This is a genomic window from Rhodococcus sp. GB-02 (genome assembly GCF_053470465.1).
Map to the genome: position 1 here is coordinate 692,388 of NZ_JBPUKE010000004.1, position 18,268 is coordinate 710,655.

General features: G+C 62.3%; 19 protein-coding genes and 1 riboswitch. Of the genes, 7 read left to right on the forward strand and 12 right to left on the reverse strand.

The annotated features are described in order from the left end of the window. Positions 1-155: 155 nt before the first annotated feature. Positions 156-539 carry an ArsR/SmtB family transcription factor gene (locus ACSW29_RS28010; protein ID WP_003944457.1) on the forward strand — a complete coding sequence of 128 codons (384 nt, stop codon included), beginning with the start codon at positions 156-158 and terminating at the stop codon, positions 537-539. 11 nt (positions 540-550) lie between these two features. Then, the gene (locus tag ACSW29_RS28015; RefSeq protein WP_020908177.1) at positions 551-982 is read left to right on the forward strand and encodes a Fur family transcriptional regulator; all 432 of its coding nucleotides are present in this window, start codon (positions 551-553) and stop codon (positions 980-982) included. Between the two features lie 5 nt (positions 983-987). Here ACSW29_RS28015 and ACSW29_RS28020 read toward each other — a convergent pair whose 3' ends face one another. The 3 genes from ACSW29_RS28020 to recO are packed head-to-tail and all read right to left on the reverse strand — an operon-like array spanning position 988 to position 2,997. Continuing rightward, positions 988-1,410 (reverse strand): YbjN domain-containing protein, encoded by a 423-nt coding sequence (locus tag ACSW29_RS28020; RefSeq protein ID WP_019749000.1) that lies wholly within the window; start codon positions 1,408-1,410, stop codon positions 988-990. Beyond that, entirely contained in the window at positions 1,407-2,225 is an 819-nt protein-coding gene (locus tag ACSW29_RS28025; RefSeq protein ID WP_279219934.1) for an isoprenyl transferase, read from the reverse strand. The genes ACSW29_RS28020 and ACSW29_RS28025 overlap by 4 nt, the downstream gene beginning before the upstream one ends. Further along, positions 2,182-2,997, reverse strand: coding sequence for a DNA repair protein RecO (recO, locus tag ACSW29_RS28030; RefSeq protein ID WP_230813866.1), 816 nt, complete (start codon positions 2,995-2,997; stop codon positions 2,182-2,184). Before recO ends, ACSW29_RS28025 begins: the two co-directional genes overlap by 44 nt. Before the next feature lie 86 nt (positions 2,998-3,083). Between recO and ACSW29_RS28035 the strand changes: the two genes are divergently transcribed. Then, positions 3,084-3,833, forward strand: coding sequence for a TetR/AcrR family transcriptional regulator (locus tag ACSW29_RS28035; protein WP_448278860.1), 750 nt, complete (start codon positions 3,084-3,086; stop codon positions 3,831-3,833). A 15-nt stretch (positions 3,834-3,848) separates the two neighbouring features. On the opposite strand, the gene ACSW29_RS28040 is transcribed toward ACSW29_RS28035, so the two are convergent. After that, positions 3,849-4,838: an AurF N-oxygenase family protein gene (locus ACSW29_RS28040; protein ID WP_448278861.1), complete on the reverse strand. Its 990-nt coding sequence runs from the start codon at positions 4,836-4,838 to the stop codon at positions 3,849-3,851. Between the two features lie 104 nt (positions 4,839-4,942). Continuing rightward, entirely contained in the window at positions 4,943-5,383 is a 441-nt protein-coding gene (locus ACSW29_RS28045) for a DoxX family protein (protein WP_230813872.1), read from the reverse strand. 137 nt (positions 5,384-5,520) lie between these two features. Continuing rightward, positions 5,521-5,614, forward strand: a riboswitch (TPP riboswitch). Here ACSW29_RS28045 and ACSW29_RS28050 point away from each other — a divergent pair. Together ACSW29_RS28050 and ACSW29_RS28055 are read left to right on the forward strand one after the other, a co-directional pair. After that, on the forward strand, positions 5,605-6,396 hold the full coding sequence (locus ACSW29_RS28050; protein WP_448278862.1) for a 3-oxoacyl-ACP reductase: 792 nt from the start codon (positions 5,605-5,607) through the stop codon (positions 6,394-6,396). (Overlaps the previous riboswitch by 10 nt.) After that, a complete protein-coding gene (locus ACSW29_RS28055; protein WP_448278863.1) occupies positions 6,396-7,676 on the forward strand; it encodes an LLM class flavin-dependent oxidoreductase in 1,281 nt (426 codons plus the stop codon). Before ACSW29_RS28050 ends, ACSW29_RS28055 begins: the two co-directional genes overlap by 1 nt. Here ACSW29_RS28055 and dinB read toward each other — a convergent pair. Next, positions 7,673-8,956: a DNA polymerase IV gene (gene dinB, locus ACSW29_RS28060; protein WP_448278864.1), complete on the reverse strand. Its 1,284-nt coding sequence runs from the start codon at positions 8,954-8,956 to the stop codon at positions 7,673-7,675. The two genes, ACSW29_RS28055 and dinB, sit on opposite strands and share 4 nt — an antisense overlap. A 125-nt stretch (positions 8,957-9,081) precedes the next feature. Between dinB and ACSW29_RS28065 the strand changes: the two genes are divergently transcribed. Then, positions 9,082-9,543, forward strand: coding sequence for a MarR family winged helix-turn-helix transcriptional regulator (locus tag ACSW29_RS28065; protein WP_448278865.1), 462 nt, complete (start codon positions 9,082-9,084; stop codon positions 9,541-9,543). Positions 9,544-9,618: 75 nt separating this feature from the next. After that, complete coding sequence (locus ACSW29_RS28070) at positions 9,619-10,485, forward strand: zinc-binding dehydrogenase (RefSeq protein ID WP_448278866.1); 867 nt, start codon at positions 9,619-9,621, stop codon at positions 10,483-10,485. Between the two features lie 9 nt (positions 10,486-10,494). Here the strand turns inward: ACSW29_RS28070 and ACSW29_RS28075 are convergent, their stop codons facing one another. The 6 genes from ACSW29_RS28075 to kdpF are packed head-to-tail and all read right to left on the reverse strand — an operon-like array spanning position 10,495 to position 18,262. Continuing rightward, positions 10,495-11,175: a response regulator gene (locus tag ACSW29_RS28075; protein ID WP_003944545.1), complete on the reverse strand. Its 681-nt coding sequence runs from the start codon at positions 11,173-11,175 to the stop codon at positions 10,495-10,497. Beyond that, positions 11,172-13,712 carry a sensor histidine kinase gene (locus ACSW29_RS28080; RefSeq protein WP_317826209.1) on the reverse strand — a complete coding sequence of 847 codons (2,541 nt, stop codon included), beginning with the start codon at positions 13,710-13,712 and terminating at the stop codon, positions 11,172-11,174. The genes ACSW29_RS28075 and ACSW29_RS28080 overlap by 4 nt, the downstream gene beginning before the upstream one ends. Before the next feature lie 7 nt (positions 13,713-13,719). Next, entirely contained in the window at positions 13,720-14,370 is a 651-nt protein-coding gene (locus ACSW29_RS28085) for a potassium-transporting ATPase subunit C (protein ID WP_448278867.1), read from the reverse strand. A gap of 6 nt (positions 14,371-14,376) precedes the next feature. After that, positions 14,377-16,482 (reverse strand): potassium-transporting ATPase subunit KdpB, encoded by a 2,106-nt coding sequence (gene kdpB / locus ACSW29_RS28090; protein WP_448278868.1) that lies wholly within the window; start codon positions 16,480-16,482, stop codon positions 14,377-14,379. Next, positions 16,479-18,164: a potassium-transporting ATPase subunit KdpA gene (kdpA, locus tag ACSW29_RS28095; protein WP_448278869.1), complete on the reverse strand. Its 1,686-nt coding sequence runs from the start codon at positions 18,162-18,164 to the stop codon at positions 16,479-16,481. Before kdpA ends, kdpB begins: the two co-directional genes overlap by 4 nt. Beyond that, positions 18,164-18,262, reverse strand: coding sequence for a K(+)-transporting ATPase subunit F (gene kdpF / locus ACSW29_RS28100; protein ID WP_007731078.1), 99 nt, complete (start codon positions 18,260-18,262; stop codon positions 18,164-18,166). The genes kdpA and kdpF overlap by 1 nt, the downstream gene beginning before the upstream one ends. Positions 18,263-18,268 lie beyond the last annotated feature (6 nt).

Genomic DNA, 18,268 nt, shown 5'->3' on the forward strand with positions numbered 1-18,268 from the left:
GCTTTTCGCACCATCAGCCTATCTGGCGGCCGCCACGCACTTCCGTCCAAGGTTGACATGCATACTTGTGCATATCAAAATGAAAGTGATTTGCAATAATGTGGTGAGATGGCTATGCCCGGACATCATGATCTACCCCTCGAAGGAGCCTCGCTGTGAGCATTGCGGATACCGGCGATCTCCACAAAAGCCATGATCATTCCGACCTCGGACACACGCATGACCCGTTCGAAGCGGCACCTCCCGCGCCCGTGCCACCCAAGGAGACCTTGGCGGCCGCCGGCGAAATTCTGCGGGCACTGGCTGCACCCGTCCGGATCGCGATCGTGCTTCAACTGCACGAGTCGGAGCGTTGCGTTCACGAACTCGTCGGCGCTCTCGGTGTCACCCAGCCACTCATCAGCCAGCATCTGCGCGTTCTCAAAGCAGCGGGCGTCGTCCGCGGCGAACGCAACGGACGAGAAGTTCTCTATCGACTCGTCGACGATCACCTCGCACACATCGTCGTCGACGCTGTCGCCCACGCCGAAGAAGGATGAGATTCCACCGCATGAACACTCCGGGCAGTACGACCTCGAAACGTGGACCGGCCACCGTCGGCGTTCGTTCCACAAAGCAGCGCAGCGCCATCTCCGCCTTGCTCGACGACATCGACGAATTCAAGTCGGCACAGGAACTGCACGACGAACTGCGCAAGCGCGGTGAGGGCATCGGCTTGACCACCGTCTACCGCACGCTGCAGGCACTGTCCGACGCCGGAACCATCGACGTTCTGCGCACCGACACGGGCGAGTCCGTTTACCGTCGGTGCTCCTCCGGCCACCACCATCACCTGGTGTGCCGCAACTGCGGATTCACCGTCGAGGTGGAGGGCCCGACGGTCGAGCAGTGGTCACAGACCATCGCCGAGGACAACGGTTTCACCGAGGTGAGCCATACCGTGGAGATCTTCGGTACCTGCCGCGACTGCGCCGCCTCCTGAGAGCGTCAGGGAATCAAACCCTGCCGGGCGGTATCGGCACCGGTGAGCGCGAGTAGCAACATCGTGGTCAGTGCCTCGTCGTCCAGCCCTGCCGCCGGGAACGTGTACCGCAGGATGACGTCCGCCAGACTGCCGTGACCGAACACCGCGATCGAGCCGAATTGGATGGTCCGATTCCGCTCGGCCACCTTGCGATGCAGTGCCGCGCTGACCGGCCGGTCCCACGCGAGAACACACGTCATGGACAGCACGTCCAGACCCTCGGACAGATTCATCGCCTGGATCGAACACAGCGCGCCGGAGTACTGGAAGCCCAGCGAACCGTCGGCAGCCACATCGACCGTCACGAAATGCGCCAGCGAGGCGGCCGCACGTTCTTGTAGGCGGGCTGCTTCGTCGGTGGTGTCGGTCATGTTCTCCCCTGTCATTTGACGCCACCGAATCTACGGTCGCGTGAGGCGTATTCGACGCAGGCGGCCCACAGGTCGCGGCGATCGAAATCGGGAAACAGCTTCTCCTGGTACACCATTTCGGCGTAGGCGGATTGCCAGATCAAGAAATTGGACGTCCGCTGTTCTCCCGACGGACGCAGGAACAGATCGACGTCGGGCATGTCGGGTTCGTCGAGGTACTTGGCCACCGTCGCCTCGGTGATCTTGTCTGGATTGATCTCGCCGGCGGCGACGCGCTTCGCGATTTCCTTTACCGCATCGGCAATTTCGGCCCGACCGCCGTAATTCACACACATGGTCAAGTTCATGACGGTGTTGTTCTTGGTCAGTTCTTCGGCGATCTCGAGTTCCTTGATGACACTCGCCCACAGGCGCGGTTTACGACCGGCCCACCGAACACGCACACCCATTTCGTTCATTTCGTCGCGTCGGCGACGGATGACGTCACGGTTGAAGCCCATCAGGAATCGAACCTCGTCGGGACTGCGCTTCCAGTTCTCGGTGGAGAAGGCGTAGGCGGAGAGCCACTCGACGCCCATCTCGATGCAACCGCACACCGTGTCCATCAGGACAGCTTCGCCGCGTTCGTGCCCGGCGGTTCGCGGCAAACCTCGCTCCTGAGCCCACCGACCGTTGCCGTCCATCACCAACGCGACGTGGCGCGGGATGAGTTCGGTTTGCAGGATCGGCGGGGTCGCCCCGGACGGATGTGGGTCCGGTGGCCGGATCACCCGATCAGCAGCAGAATCAAGCGGAGTTCGCGGTTCGCGTCGTCGAATCACGGGTTCCATCCTGCCTCACGGGCAAGTCGACCTCGACGGCTGCATGCGGCCTCGAACGCTCGATCAGCGGCAACGTCCGCAATTGGCGCTCGAGATGCCACTGCAAGTGTGCCGCGACCAGTCCGCTGGCTTGCGTCCGCAGAGTCGCGGGCGCCGAGTCGGTACCCTCCCACTCCCCCCGGAGCAGCGATTCCATCAAGTCGAGCACTCCGGGCGACGGCGTCGCAGCACCCGCCGGGCGGCAATAGGTACACACGGCTCCACCTGCGGCGACGTGAAATGCCCGGTGCGGTCCGGGAGCGCTGCAGCGCGCACACTCTTCGAGGGCAGGTGCCCAACCCGCATAGCCCATGGCCCGCAACAAGAAAGCGTCGAGCACGAACTCGACCGGTCGTGCCTGCTCGGCGATCGCGCGCAGTGCGCCCACCGTCAATCGTTGAAGTTGTGGGGCGGGCGCGCGTTCCTCACCGGCCAACCGCTCGGCAGTTTCGAGTACCGCACACGCCGTCGTGTACCGGCTGTAGTCGTCGACGATGTCGGTGGCGAACGCATCCACGGTCTGCACCTGGGTGATGATGTCGAGATTCTTGCCCGGGAGAAGCTGTACGTCGATGTGAGCAAACGGTTCGAGTCTGGCGCCGAATTTGGAGGTTGTTCGGCGGACACCTTTGGCCACGGCACGCACCAACCCGAACTGACGAGTGAGCAACGTGACGATGTGGTCGGCTTCGCCAAGTTTGTGCAGGCGCAGCACCACAGCCGTGTCTCGATACAACCTCACTCGACCAGTGTCCCACGTTGTGCCGACGAGAATGCGCGATGCCGCGCCCGATCCCGAGCCGGGTGGTGTCCGGATAGACTGACCCGATGCCGAGCGACGCAATTGCGCAACCTACCACTGCGGAGTTGACCGGTCGCGAAGCTCGGTGGGAGCGGCACAACTCCGAGCGTCAGAAACGGATACTCACCTCGGCTGTCGAACTGATCGAAGAGCGGGCAGCAGGTGCCGAGGTGTCCGTTCAGCAGATCGCCGACCGGGCCGGTCTCGCCAAGTCAGTGGTGTACCGGCAATTCAGCGGCCGGGACGACCTCGATCGACGAGTCCGAGCGTTTGTGCTCGGCCAATTTGCAGCTGCCCTGGATGCGTCGATGAGCATTTCGGTCGGCACTCTCGACGAGATCCTGACCCGTACCATCAGCGCCGCCGCCGAGTGGATCACCGAGCATCCTCGTATTCACGAGTTCATGGGTACCGGCCCCACCGACTACGACGACGAGAGCATCGACGCGATAAGCAGTCTGAAGGCGACAATCGCCGACTCGGCCCGCGCAATCATCACCGAAGTCGGCCGATCCGTGGGGATCGATTCGTCGCCCTTCGATTCACTACCGTTCGCAGTGGTGACGATGGTCGAGGGCACGCTCACTCACTGGGTCCGAAGCACTGATCCGAAACCGAGTCGCGCAGAGATCGTCGCCGACCTCGCGAAATACACCTGGTACATGTTCGACGGCGTTGCCCGCTCGAGCGGGCTCACGCTCGATCCCCACGTCGAATTGTCCACGCTCATCGCTGAACTGGTGTCGTCCGACGGCCAGTCCTCGCTGCCTGACTAGATCCGGGCCGCCTGACTAGATCCGGGTTTTGTCGGAGCGCTTCGGCTCGCCGCGATAGCGTGCGTAGTCGCCGTCGATGCGCAGCTTTCGCCACACCCGCTTCGACACCGGGTTCATCAGACCGAGTTCGTCTGCCAGGGCCCGCATTTCACCGAAGTAGTTACCCAGAATTCGGCGCGAATGCGGGCTGCCCCAGAAAGCACTGGTCATCACGTCTTCGGGAATGCCGAATTCTTCGGCGAATTCCTTGGGCGGTGACATGATTTCGCCTGCGAGCCAACGCATCGCGCCGGGGAAGGCAACCGACGTCATTGCCCGACTGGTACGACTGAGCCTGGGGACGTGATTGCGCAGGAACTCGTGCGCAAACGAAATATGTCTCGCTTCTTCGGCGATGTGAATCTCCATGGTGCGGAGCATCGCCGGCGGGGTGTCCTTACCTTCGCGGATCAAGTCCTTCTGGAAGTGGTCGATCGGTTCTTCTCCGGCAAGAATGCCGATGAAGAAGATGACCGGGAACTTGGCACCCAGCACTCCGATGATGGGCGAGAGGCGCCGGAACATCGGACGCATACCCGGCACATCGATATCCATACGATTGACGAGTTCCTGGAACATCTGGATGTGATTGCACTCTTCGGTCATCTCGTGCAGGCAGTACCGGAACTCGGGCGACTGGTTGGGAAGCGCCATGATGTACTGCAGCATTCCCCGGATCAAGATGCTCTCGAACGCCGAACCCACCTTGGTCACGTTGGCCTGACGCCACATTCCCATCGCGATTCGACGTTCCAGGGACTGCTCCTGGTACCACTGCGTCGCTCCGAGGGGATCCGAGACGGACGAGAGCACCCACCTCGGATCGTGTGGATCGATCGCGAACTCTGGCGAATCCCAGTCGATGTCGAGGTAGGGATCAAAACTGCGGGCAACTGAACCCTCGGACAAAGTCTGCAGTACCTCGTGGTACGGCATTTCCACTTCGATCGACGCTGACCGAGCCATCGGTGTCTCCTCACGGCCAGTCCGCCGATTGCAGTCGACGGACTTGAATGAAGTCAAACATAATGGGACACCGCGTCCCACGCAACCCCTTAGGTGGCCTGATTTCAGGCCCGACGGAGCGGAATGATCTCGCGAACCTTCTCATCTCGGAGATACAGTCCGGCCCACATGACGATTCCGGCGTAGACGGCAAACAATGTGGTGCTCACCAGAGGCTGTTCGGCTCGAAGGTTGGTCAACACAGCACCACCCAGGTAACCGGTGAGCAGAATCGCGCCAAGCGCGGCGGTTCGCGGAATCACGTACAGCGCAAGGCAGATCAACTGCACAACCCCGGCTGTCAGGGCGAGAGAGTCCGGCAACCCCAGTTCGGCCGAGGCATCCTTGACCGTCTGCAGATTGAAGATGTGGATGATGCCGTCGAACAGCATGAAAAGAACGAACAGACCACTCAGGACGTATCCGAGCTTGCGCGCGGTCCCCGAAGGTGCCGTTCGTGTTGCATTACCCGAAAGGGTGTCGTGGTGGGCAGGCTGGGTGGTCATCGGAATCTCCCTGGGCGAAGGCGAGCGGCCGGTTGCCACTTCGCTTGCAATAACGACTCCCCAGCGATCGAAAACTCATCGCGCCGACAACTACTACGCACCCGCGTTCAGGAAGATCCACCTCTCGTGGTCTGATGGACGGTGACACGGGGTGCCGAAAAAGTCGGCTGAGATCAGACCCGATGAACCTGACCAGTTAGCACTGGCGGAGGGATGTCGACATGACCGAACAGCAAATTCAGCGCGCTCTCGAACTGAACGAGCAGATCGTCCTGATCACCGGTGGCGCCCGCGGGCTCGGAGCCGCACTGAGCCGAGCATTCTCCCGCTCAGGCGCCCGGGTGATCGTGAACTACAGCAAGAGCCGTGATGCCGCCGAGGCCCTGGTCGCCGAACTGGGCGAGGATCGCACCTTCGCAGTCCAGGCAGACGTGACGGACCGCAGCTACGTCGATCAATTGTTCGCCGCTGCACTCGAGCGATTCGACGCACCGATCTCGACCGTGGTCGACAATGCACTCGTCGACTTCTCGTTCAACGGTGACGCCCGACCGAATGCTGACACGATCACCTGGGCCGACTTCGACTCCCAACTACGCGGAGCTGTCGCCGGGACACTCAACACCACCCAGGCAGCACTCCCCGGCATGCGAGAACTCGGGTTCGGCCGAATCATCACTGTCGGAACCAATCTGGTCCAGAATCCGGTAGTTCCGTACCACGACTACACCGCAGCCAAAGCCGCACTGTTGGCACTGACGCGGACATTGTCCGCCGACCTCGGTCCGGACGGGATCACCGTCAACATGGTCTCCGGTGGCTTGCTCCGCACCACGGACGCGAGTGCCGCGACGCCGGAAGCGGTGTTCGACATGATCGCTGCAAGCACTCCCCTGCGCCGGGTCACGACTCCGGACGAATTTGCCGACGCCGCACTGTTCTTCGCCTCGCCCTGGTCGCGGGCCGTGACCGGCCAGAACCTGGTTGTCGACGGCGGACTCGTCAAGAACTGATGGGTGCACAGCTACGGATAGGTGCGTTTCTTCTCGGGTGCGGACATCACAGTGCAGCGTGGCGTCATCGTGATTCACCGGTCGAAAGGCTCGGCGACATCGCGTATTACGAGTCGCTCGCCCAGATCGCCGAACGCGGCAAGTTGGACGCCGTCTTCTTCGCGGACGGTCACAGTGTTCGCGAACCCGAATCGGGCGCATCGTGGTTTCTCGAGCCGATCACCGCATTGACTGCCATGGCCCGCGCGACGGCGAATGTCGGCCTGGTCACCACCATCTCCACGACCTTTTACACGCCGTTTCACGCGGCACGACTGTTGGCATCGCTCGACCACATCAGCGGCGGACGGGCGGGTTGGAACGTCGTGACCTCGATGTTCGACCAGGAAGCGCGCAACCACGGACTCGAGGCGATGCCCGACCATGTATCCCGATATGAACGAGCCGACGAATTTGTCGAAGTGGCCCTTGCATTGTGGGATTCATGGTCGGAAGACGCTCTGATCCTCGACCGGGCGGGACGTTTTGCCGACGCGAGCAAGATTTCTCGAATCAATCACGACGGCAAACATTTTCGGGTGGACGGCCCGTTGACGGTTCCGCGATCCCCGCAGGGTAGGCCGGTCTTGTTTCAGGCAGGGGCGTCCGAGCAGGGTCGCGATCTGGCTGCGCAGCGCGCCGAGGCGATCTATTCGGTTGCCTACGACCTACCCAGCGCGCAGAGCTACTACGAAGACGTGAAATCGAGAATCGAACGCGCCGGCAGGGATTCCGCCGCCGTGGCCGTGATGCCTGGACTAGTCACTTACGTCGGAAGTACAGTCGCCGAGGCACGGGCGAAGAAGGCCGAACTTGATCTCCTGCTGCCCACCGAACAGTCGATACGCCAACTCTCGTTGTTCACCGGACAGGATTGCGAAGACTGGGATCTCGACGGGCCCGTGCCCCCGTTGCCTCCACTCGAAGCATTCACCGGGCCGCAGGGACGCTACGCAACTATTCTGCGGATCGTCGAGAAGGACGCACCGACTGTGAGGGAACTCCTCGGAACGCTGGCTGCAGGTGGTGGTCACGCAACGATGATCGGCACACCGGAGTCGATTGCCGACGAGATGGAAACCTGGTTGCACGGCCGCGGCGCCGACGGCTTCAATCTGATGCCGCCGACCTATCCCCAGGGACTGGAAGATTTTGTCGACTACGTGATTCCGGTATTGCAGGCTCGCGGGTTGTTCCGACGCGAATACGAGGGAGCGACTCTGAGAGAAAACCTCACCTAGTCCGGAAGTAGCGGCACCGACAGATCTGGATCGCGCCCCAGTAGCACTCCCCTCGTGAGAGCCGCCGAGCCGAATTTCTTTCGGACGCTGTCCATCGCCGAGTCGAGGGCGGCAGTGTCCGGACTAGCGAATCCTGCACCGCCGAAGGGCAATTCGAGCTGCTGCGCACCGTCACGATCGAGGTTGGAGACTGCTACCCCGATCAACGTGATGCCCTTGTCCGAGATTGTCGGTATCGCTTCGTCCAGCAGCACCATCGAGGCGTTCAGCAGCTCCGCTGTGTCAGCCGTGGATCGGCGCAGCGTGTGAGATCGAGTCGCCCGCGTGAAATCGGCGAAGCGGAGCCGGAGCGTGACCGTGCGCCCCGTCCGCTGCGCCGATCGCATGCGTCGACTGACACGGTCGACCAGGGACATCAACGACGCATCGAGTTCTGTGCGGGGATGGGATCCGCGACCCAGCGCATGCTGAGCACCCATCGAACTGCGGCCACGATAGGCGCGGACGGGGCGTGGATCTCGATTCTGTGAGAGTGCGTAGAGATGGCGACCGGCGCCGCCCCCGAGAATCGAGACGATCGAGGATTCGTCGTGCCGAGCGATGTCACCCACCGTCACGATGTCGAAGTTTCGCAGCTTCTGGGCCGTGATCTTGCCGACGCCCCACAGCTTCTCGACCGGCAAGGGATGCAGGAACTCGGTCTCGCCCTCCGGCGGCACTCGCAGCAATCCGTCGGGTTTCGCGAATGCACTGGCGACCTTGGCCAGGAACTTGGTGCGTGCGATTCCGACCGTGATCGGTAGTCCGACCTGCTCGGCCACGTCGCGTCTGAGGTTCGCACCGATCTGCAAAGGCGTGCCGACGATCCGGGCCAATCCCCCGACCTCGAGGAACGCTTCGTCGATCGAAATTCCCTCGACCAGCGGCGACGTGTCATGGAAGACGTCGAACACGTCTTTGCTCGCTTGCGAGTATGCGGACATCCGTGGAGGAACGACTATCGCCTGGGGACACAGGGAACGGGCCTGACCACCACTCATCGCAGTTCGAACCCCGAAGGCCTTGGCCTCGTAGCTTGCCGCCAAGACCACTCCACCACCAACGATGACCGGCCTGCCCGCCAGAGCCGGGTCGTCGCGTTGCTCGACCGATGCGTAGAACGAATCAAGGTCCGCGTGCAGGATCGTTGCGTCACCCGCAGGTCGAAGACCCCCAAAATGAGTACCGCCAGGGTGATTACCTGGCGTTTCTCGATCCAGCGGTTCATGCGACACGAACATATGTTCCCATGCGCCACCGACACTGCGGAAAGCCCGCGAATAGATTCCGTGGAATTAGTCACGGATCGTGCGTACTACGGCGAAAGAATGATTCCACGGAATGCATATCGCTTAGGAGTCTGCTCATGACGGGGTCGGACCTGAGCCGTCACTTCGACAACCTCGTCCGCTTCGAAACCGAATTGTGGACGGCCGTCGACCAGAGACTCCGAATCGAGCACGACCTGCCACTGAGTCGATTCGAGCCGATGCAGATCATCGACAGACTCAGATCCTGTCGGGTCTTCGACATTGCCGAGGCCCTCGCGATCACCGTCGGCGGCATGAGCAAGTTGGTGGATCGGATCGAGTCCTCGGGGCACTGCCGTCGACAATCCAATCCCGCCGACAAACGATCCTCACTCATCGAGTTGACCCCCGAGGGCAGTGCACTGTTGGGGCTGGCGAACGCCACGTTCGACGACGAACTGGAACGCCGTCTCGGTTCCGCCCTGACACCCGAGGCTCTCTCTCAGTTCGGTGCCACCCTGGCCACGCTGCGCGAAGCCAACCGTCGACTGACACCCGTCTCGAAGGAGAAATCATGACCGCCACTATGCGCGCAATCGTGCTCGACGCCCCCGGTCCGCCAGAAGCTGACGATCGAGGAGATTCCGATACCGGTGCCGGTACCAGGTTGGGTACTCATTCGCGTGAAGGCCTTCGGCCTCGCCGAAGGCGTGACGTTCCCGCGGGTGCCAGGCATCGAGGCCGTCGGTGAAGTGGTGAACTGCCCCGGCGGGGAGTTGACCGAAGGACAGCAGGTCGCCGCCATGATGGGCGGGATGGGGAGGACGTTCGACGGCGGATACGCCGAGTACACGTGCGTTCCCGTCAGTCAGGTCGTTCCCTTCTCCAGCGAACTGGACTGGTCGACGGTGGGAGCAGTCCCCGAGATACTGCAGACTTCGTACGGTTCGCTAACCGTGGGACTGGACGCGAAATCCGGTCAATCCTTGTTGATCCGGGGAGGAACCTCCTCGGTCGGCATGGCAACCGCAGTCCTGGCGAAGCAGTGGGGACTCACTGCCCTTGCGACCACCCGAGATGCGAGCAAAGCGTCGTCGTTGACCGCGATCGGGGTTGACCACGTTGTTGTCGACGACGGTGCTGTGGCCGGCCAGGTTCGAGACATCCTCCCGGGCGGTGTTGATCTGGCCCTCGAATTGGTCGGAACACCAACACTTCCCGACACGTTGCGCGCGACCCGCGTTCACGGCACCGTGTGTTTCACGGGCATGCTGTCCAACGAGTGGACAGTCAAAGACTTTTATCCGATCGACTACATTCCACGCGGAGTGCGATTGACCTCGTACGGTGGGGACGCGTCCGACCTGCCTGCAGACGTACTGCAAGACTTCCTCTCCGCTGTGGCGTCAGGCGAGGCGGTGGTACCGATCGACGAGGTGTTCGCGTTCGAGGACATCGCGCGAGCACATGCCAAGATGGAAGCCGGTACGGCACGTGGCAAATTGGTAGTTGTGCTCTGACCTGGCTTCTCACACCACGAATCGATAACCCATTCCTGCCTCGGTGATCAGATGCTTGGGGTTCGCCGGGTCATCCTCGAGCTTCCGACGAAGTTGAGCCAGGTAGACACGCAAATAGTGGGTCTCGGTGTCGTACGCCGGTCCCCACACTTCCCGAAGCAATTCCTTCTGTCCGACCAGCTTTCCGCGGTTGCGCACAAGCATCTCGAGCATGCCCCACTCGGTGGGAGTCAGGTGCACCTGTTCGCCGCGCCGACTCACGGTTTTGGCAGCCAAGTCGACGGTGAACGACGCGGTCTCGACCGACGGTTCCGAGGTATCGGCCGCGGAGGTTCCCCGCCTCGCCGCAGCGCGAACGCGGGCCAGAAACTCGTCCATCCCGAAGGGCTTGGTTACATAGTCGTCCGCACCGGCATCAAGAGCCTCGACCTTGTCCGCGGAATCCGTGCGCGCGGACAGAACGATGACCGGCGCCGTGCACCAGCCACGCAGGCCGGCAAGCACTTCGGTGCCGTCCATGTCCGGCAGTCCGAGATCGAGAACCACGACGTCCGGCGGACGCTCGGCAGCAGCCCGCAGTGCGCCGGCGCCCGTCGACGCCGTCACTACTTCGTACCCGCGCACCGAAAGATTAATACGCAGAGCCCGCAAAATCTGCGGTTCGTCGTCCACTACCAGGATTCGACTCATGATCCATTTCCATTCGTACCGGCCGCAGCAAATTCCACGATCATCGTCAATCCCCCACCGGGTGTGTCTGTGGCGCTGACCGTTCCGCCCATTGCGTCGACGAATCCGCGCACCACGGAAAGCCCGAGCCCCACTCCGCCGGTGTTGTCACGATCCCCCATCCGTTGGAACGGTTGGAACATCGTTTCGGCCTCACCACGCGGAACACCCGGGCCGGTGTCGGCAACACTGATCACCACACGATCACCGAGTTGCGCTGCCCCGACTCGCACCGGGGTTTCTCCCCCGTACCGCAGAGCGTTGTCGACAATGTTCGCGATCACGCGCTCGAGCAGTCCCTGATCTGCTTGCACTGCAACGGTACCCACGTCGACGATCACGCTTCGAGCCCGAGAATCGGAGCGTCCACCGATGCCCAGACCCAGCAATGCGCGGTGAACCACCTCGTCCAGGTACACCGGCCGCAGCGTAGGTTTCACCACACCGGCGGCAAGTCGGGACGAGTCGAGCAAGTTCCCCACCAGTGCGGTCAACTGATCCGCCGACTCCTCGATGGTCGCGAGTAGTTCGGCGGTGTCCTCGGGCGAGAACTCGATGTCGTCGCTGCGCAGACTCGACACCGCCGCCTTCACTCCGGCGAGAGGCGTTCGCAGGTCATGGCTTACCGCTGACAGCAGGGCTCGACGCAGTTGATCAGCCTCGGTGAGCGCGGCAGCCTTGCTCGCCTCGACTGTCAGTTTCTCCTGGCGGATCATCCCGACTGCTTGGTGAGCCACCACCGTCAGCACACGTCGATCCCGCGCACTCAGATCCGGCCCAGCCAGCAACAGCGCATATTCCCCGTCGTTGACCTCACAGACCGTATCGGCTTCGTCGTCCGTGTTCGGCGGCTGCGTACCCACGGCAGCGATGACTCCGTCGTCGTGATGAACGACGGAAACCCCTTGCTGGCGATAGATTTCGAGTGCCTTCGCCAGAAGTGTCGACAGGTCCGCTCCGCGGAGAACTGATCCCGCGAACAGTGTGAGCAGTTCGGCTTCCTCGGATGCGCGCTTCGCCTCTCGGGCGCGCTTTGCCGCTGCGTCGACCAGAACTGCAACTGCCACAGCCACAATCAGCAGCACGACGGTGGTGATGAAGTTGTCCGGCTCGGCGATGGTGAAGCTGTACCGCGGATCGGTGAAGAAGTAATTGAGCAGCAGCCCCGAAATCAGTGCCGACAATATCGCTGGACCGACACCGCCGAGGAGCGCAACCAGCACGACTACGACAAAGAACAATGCGTTCTCGCCGTTGACCCCGGAAATTCGGTCGACGAGCCCCATGATCGCGGCCGCGAGCGAAGGCACGACGATCGCTGCAATCCACGACAGGACACGGCGCTCCGAGCGCCCCAACACTGAAATGCGTCGTCGCGTCGTTGCTTCCTCATGCGTGACCATGTGGACGTCGATACCGCCGGACTGCTGAACCACGGCGGCGCCGATCCCCTCGTCGAGGATGCGGGCCAGCCGAGAACGCCGCGACGTTCCCAGTACCAACTGGGTGGCGTTCTCCTCACGGGCGAACTCGAGGAGCGTCGACGGTACGTCGTCACCGACAACGGTGTGGAGTGTGGCGCCGACCCCGACGGCCAACGCCCGCACCTTGCCCATCTCCGGGGCCGAGACCCCGGTCAGTCCGTCACCGCGCACGACGTGGACCACCATCAGTTCGGCGCTCGATTTCGACGCGATGCGAGATGCGCGTCGTACCAGGGTTTCCGACTCCGGTCCCCCGGTAACGGCAACGACGACGCGCTCGCGCGCCTCCCAGGTGTCGGTGATCTTGTTCTCCGCCCGGTATTTCGCCAGTGCGGCGTCCACCTGGTCGGCCACCCACAGCAGCGCCAGTTCTCTCAGCGCCGTAAGGTTTCCGCGCCTGAAATAGTTACCCAGGGCCGCATCGACACGTTCCGGTGAATAAACGTTTCCGTGAGAAAGTCTGCGGCGCAGCGCTTCCGGTGTGATGTCCACCAACTCGACCTGCGCCGCACTCCGTACTATCGCGTCCGGAACCGTCTCCTGCTGCACAACGCCGGTGATGTGTGCGACAACGTCGTTGAGGCTTTCGAGGTGCTGGACGTTGACCGTGGACAGGACGTCGATCCCGGCCTCGAGCAGTTCCTGTACGTCCTGCCAACGCTTGTGATTCTTGCTTCCCGGGGTGTTGGTGTGCGCCAACTCGTCCACCAGGACCAGGGCTGGACGCCGAGCCAACACGGCCTCGACGTCAAGTTCCGGCATTCGAGTTCCGCGATAGTCCACCAGCTTGGGCGGCACGATCTCGAGGTCACCGATCTGCGCCGCAGTGCGGGCGCGGCCGTGTGTCTCCACGACGGCCGCGACCACATCACAGCCCCGATCTCGACGTCGATGAGCTTCACCGAGCATCGCGAAGGTCTTTCCGACGCCGGGGGCAGCGCCGAGGTAGATACGCAATTCACCACGTTTGCGTGCCCTACCGAAAGATTGACCGACCTTCTCCGAGGAACTCACGTGACAATCATCCACCAGTCGTCGGCGTAGCACACGTAGGTGCCGTCAATCCGAGTGCCAGGTTCAATTCCAGGACGTTGACTCGCTCGGCCCCGAGAAATCCGAGTTGCCGACCGTCGGTGTGCTCGGCCACCAGATCCCGCACCTTGTCTTCCGAAATGCCGTTGTTCGCCGCCACCCTCGCGACCTGCAATTCCGCGTACGCGGGACTGATGTGGGGATCGATACCCGAGCCCGAACCGGTGACCGCGTCGACGGGCACCGATGTCGGGTCGACGCCCTCGCGCGCCGCGATGGCTGCCCGACGCTCGATGATGAATCCGGCCAGAATCTCGCTGCTCGGCCCCTGATTGGACGGCAGTGCCGCAGCAGGATCACCGGTGGCAAAGGCATCCTCGTCCGATACCGATCCGACAACACGGTTGTGGAAGAACGGATCCTGCTGCCCTTCGGCAACCTGTGGATCAACACCCACCCAGGCACTGCCGACCACGCAACCGGCCGCATCGGTGACCGGCGAGCCTTCGGCAGAGCCGGAGCTGATCCGACTGACACCCCAGACCGCGGCGGGGTAGATCACACCGAGAACGATGGTGAGTGCGAGCAATACAAGCAGGCCCGCCCACACCTGTTTGGCAAAACCGATAGTGAAACGCATGTCAGGTCACCCAATTCCAGGAATCAAACGTACGACGAGATCGATCAGCCAGATACCGACGAAGGGTGTGATCACGCCACCGAGCCCGTAGACGAGTAGGTTGCGTCCGAGCAACTGCGACGCCGTCGACGGTCGGTATCGAACACCCTTGAGTGCCAACGGAATCAACCCGATGATCACCAGGGCGTTGAAGATCACGGCCGAGACGATCGCCGATTCGGGCGTGGCGAGCCGCATGATGTTCAACGCGTCCAGTTGCGGATAGATGCCGCTGAACAACGCAGGCAGGATTGCGAAATACTTCGCGAGGTCGTTCGCCAATGAGAAAGTGGTCAACGCGCCGCGGGTGATCAGCAGTTGCTTGCCGATCTCGACTACCTCGATCAGCTTGGTGGGGTCGGAATCGAGATCGACCATGTTCCCGGCCTCTTTGGCCGCCGAGGTTCCCGTGTTCATCGCGACGCCGACGTCCGCCTGGGCAAGGGCTGGAGCGTCATTGGTCCCGTCACCGGTCATCGCGACGAGGCGCCCACCTTCCTGTTCCTTCCGGATCAGGGCCAGTTTGTCCTCTGGGGTGGCCTCTGCCATGAAGTCGTCGACGCCGGCCTGATCGGCAATCGCCTTTGCAGTCAACGGATTGTCGCCCGTGATCATGATCGTGCGAATACCCATCGCCCGGAGTTCGGCGAACCTCTCGGCCATACCCGGCTTGACGACGTCGGAGAGCGCGATGACGCCGAGAATCGAGGTGCGCTCGCTTTGCTTGACCGCAACCACCAATGGCGTACCGCCGGCTTGGGCGATGTCGTTCACGGTGTCGGTCACCGCGGTCTCTGCGTGTCCACCGCCGCTGACGACCCAGTTCATCACAGCGTCTGCTGCGCCCTTTCGGATTTGGCGTCCGGAGTGGTCGAGTCCGCTCATCCGTGTTTGTGCCGTGAACGGAACAAACTCTGCGCGTTCCTCGTCCAGCGTCGGCTCGGCAGCGAGACCGAACTCTGCTGCGCACAACTCGACGATGCTCCGTCCCTCGGGAGTTCCGTCGGCCAGGCTCGACAAGCGGGCCGCCGAAGCAAGATCGTCGGCGGATACGCCCGGCGCCGGGTGGAGCGCGGTGGCCCGGCGGTTACCGAAGGTGATGGTGCCGGTCTTGTCCATCAGCAGGGTGTCGATGTCGCCCGCAGCTTCAACGGCACGCCCTGACATCGCGAGAACGTTGCGCTGGACGAGGCGGTCCATCCCCGCGATACCGATCGCCGAGAGCAATGCGCCGATGGTCGTCGGAATCAGACAGACGAGAAGTGCGATCAGCTTGATCGGATCCTGCTCATGCCCTGCGTACAAGCCCATCGGGCCGATGGCAACGACCGCGAGGAGGAAGATGACAGTCAACGACGCAAGCAGGATGTTGAGCGCAATCTCGTTAGGTGTCTTCTGACGCGAGGCGCCCTCGACGAGCGCGATCATCCGGTCCACGAACGAACTTCCCGGTGCTGCGGTGATTTCCACGACGATGCGGTCGGAGAGGACCGTCGTACCACCGGTGACAGCGCAGCGGTCGCCACCGGATTCACGGACTACCGGCGCGGATTCACCGGTGATCGCCGATTCGTCCACGGAGGCAATACCTTCGACCACGTCGCCGTCGCCGGGGATGACTTCACCGGCGACCACTATCACCCGATCGCCGACCACCAGTTCGGTGCCCGAAACCGATTCGATCGCACCGCTCATCGTGATCCGATGTGCTGTGGTGTCCTGCTTTACCTTTCGCAGGCTTGCCGCCTGCGCCTTACCGCGCCCTTCGGCCACGGATTCGGCAAGGTTCGCGAAGATCACCGTGAACCAGAGCCACAGTGCGATCACCCAGGAGAACACCGAGGGATCGGCAATCGCCATGACAGTGGTGATGACGGAACCGACGAACACTACGAACATGACCGGGTTGCGTGCGAGGTGGCGTGGGTCGAGTTTGCGCACGGCCCCAGGCAACGCGGTGATCATCTGGCGCGGGTTGAAAACGCCTGCGTGTACTTGACGGGACTGCCCTGGATCAACCTTGTCGGCAGCGTCTTGCGCTACCGCGGGTTTCTCACTGATACGCACGGTCATTGAAGAGCCTCCGCTAGCGGGCCCAGCGCGAGGGCCGGGAAGAATGTAAGTGCAGCAACAAGAACGACGGTGCCGGTCAACAAACCGGTGAACATCGGTCCGGATGTCGGCAGGGTGCCGGCCGTCGGCGCCACCTTCTTCTGCGAGGCCAGAGCACCGGCCAAAGCGAGAACGAAGATGATCGGCAGGAATCGGCCAAGGAGCATGCAGATTCCGAGAGACGACTGGAACCAGTCGCTGGTAACCGTCAGACCGCCGAACGCGCTGCCGTTGTTGTTCGAGGCGGAGGCGAAGGCGTAAAGCACCTCGCTGAACCCGTGGATGGATCCAGGTGTGCCCGGATCTCCCCCATTGCCTTGATAACCGGTGGTCGAACCGAGGATGACGGTGATGGCGGTACCGATCAAGACCAGCGCGGGCATGACCAGGATCGACAGCGCCGCAAGGGTGATCTCGCGTCGACCCAACTTCTTGCCGAGGTATTCGGGTGTACGACCGACCAACAATCCGCCGACGAACACTGCGATCAGTGCCAGCACAAGAATCCCGTAGAGGCCGGTTCCTACTCCGCCCGGTGCGATTTCGCCGAGCAACATGTTGAGCAGGACCGCTCCGCCGCCGAGGGGCGACATGCTGTCGTGGGCCGAGTTCACCGCACCTGTCGACGTTCCCGTTGTCGACACCGCGAACAATGCTGATCCGGGGATTCCGAAACGAACTTCCTTGCCTTCCATCATCGAGCCGGCAGCAGTGGCAGCGACACCGCGGGCACCGGATTCGGCCGCTAGCGTGACCGCGAGCAGTCCGCTCCACAGGATTCCCATCACTGCCAACAGGGTGAGGCCTTGTCTACGGTCACCGACCAGGGTTCCGAAAGTCCGAGTGAGGCAAACCGGGATCAGCAGGATCGCCAGGATCTCGACGATATTGCTCACCGGGGTGGGGTTCTCGAACGGGTGCGCCGAGTTGGCAGCCAAGATCCCGCCACCGTTGGTGCCGAGTTCCTTGATCGCTTCCTGGGACGCGACGGGAGCAAGTGCGTTGGTCACCGCGTTGCCGTCGAGGCCGGTGGAGGCGAAACCGCTGTGGAACGACTGGATCACTCCCTGGCTCAACAGGATCAAGGCGATCACGAAGGCGAACGGGAGGAGGATGCGCAGAGAGCCACGCGTCAGATCGACCCAGAAGTTGCCGATCTCACCGCCCCTGGCCACCCGAATGAAGCCACGCACCAACGCGATGGCCACTGCCATGCCCACTGCAGCCGAGACGAAGTTCTGCACCGCCAGACCGACAGGCTGAACTAAGTTGCTCATCGTCGTTTCCGGCGTATACGACTGCCAGTTCGTGTTCGCCACAAAGGAAATCGTGGTGTTGAAGGCAACGGCGGGACTGACGCCGGACAGTCCGTCGTTCAGCGGTAGTACACCCTGAATCCGTTGCAGGAAGTACAGGAACAATGCGCTCGCCAACGAGAATCCGAGAACGCTTGCGGCGTAGCCGTACCATGTCTGCTCGGCCCGAGAGTCGATCCGACCGACGCGGTAGATCACACTCTCGACCCGTAGATCTCGCGACGACGAGTAGACACGTGCCATGTAGTCGCCCACCGGAACGTAGGCGATCGCGAGAACGACGAGAACAAAAGCGATCTGCAGGCCGGCTGCAAGAGCGGGCGACATCAGAACCTCTCAGGATCTACGAGTGCAACGAGCAGATAAATGACCAATGCCGCGGCGACGGCGATCAGAACCACGCTGACCACACCGGCAACCGTCATTTGGGA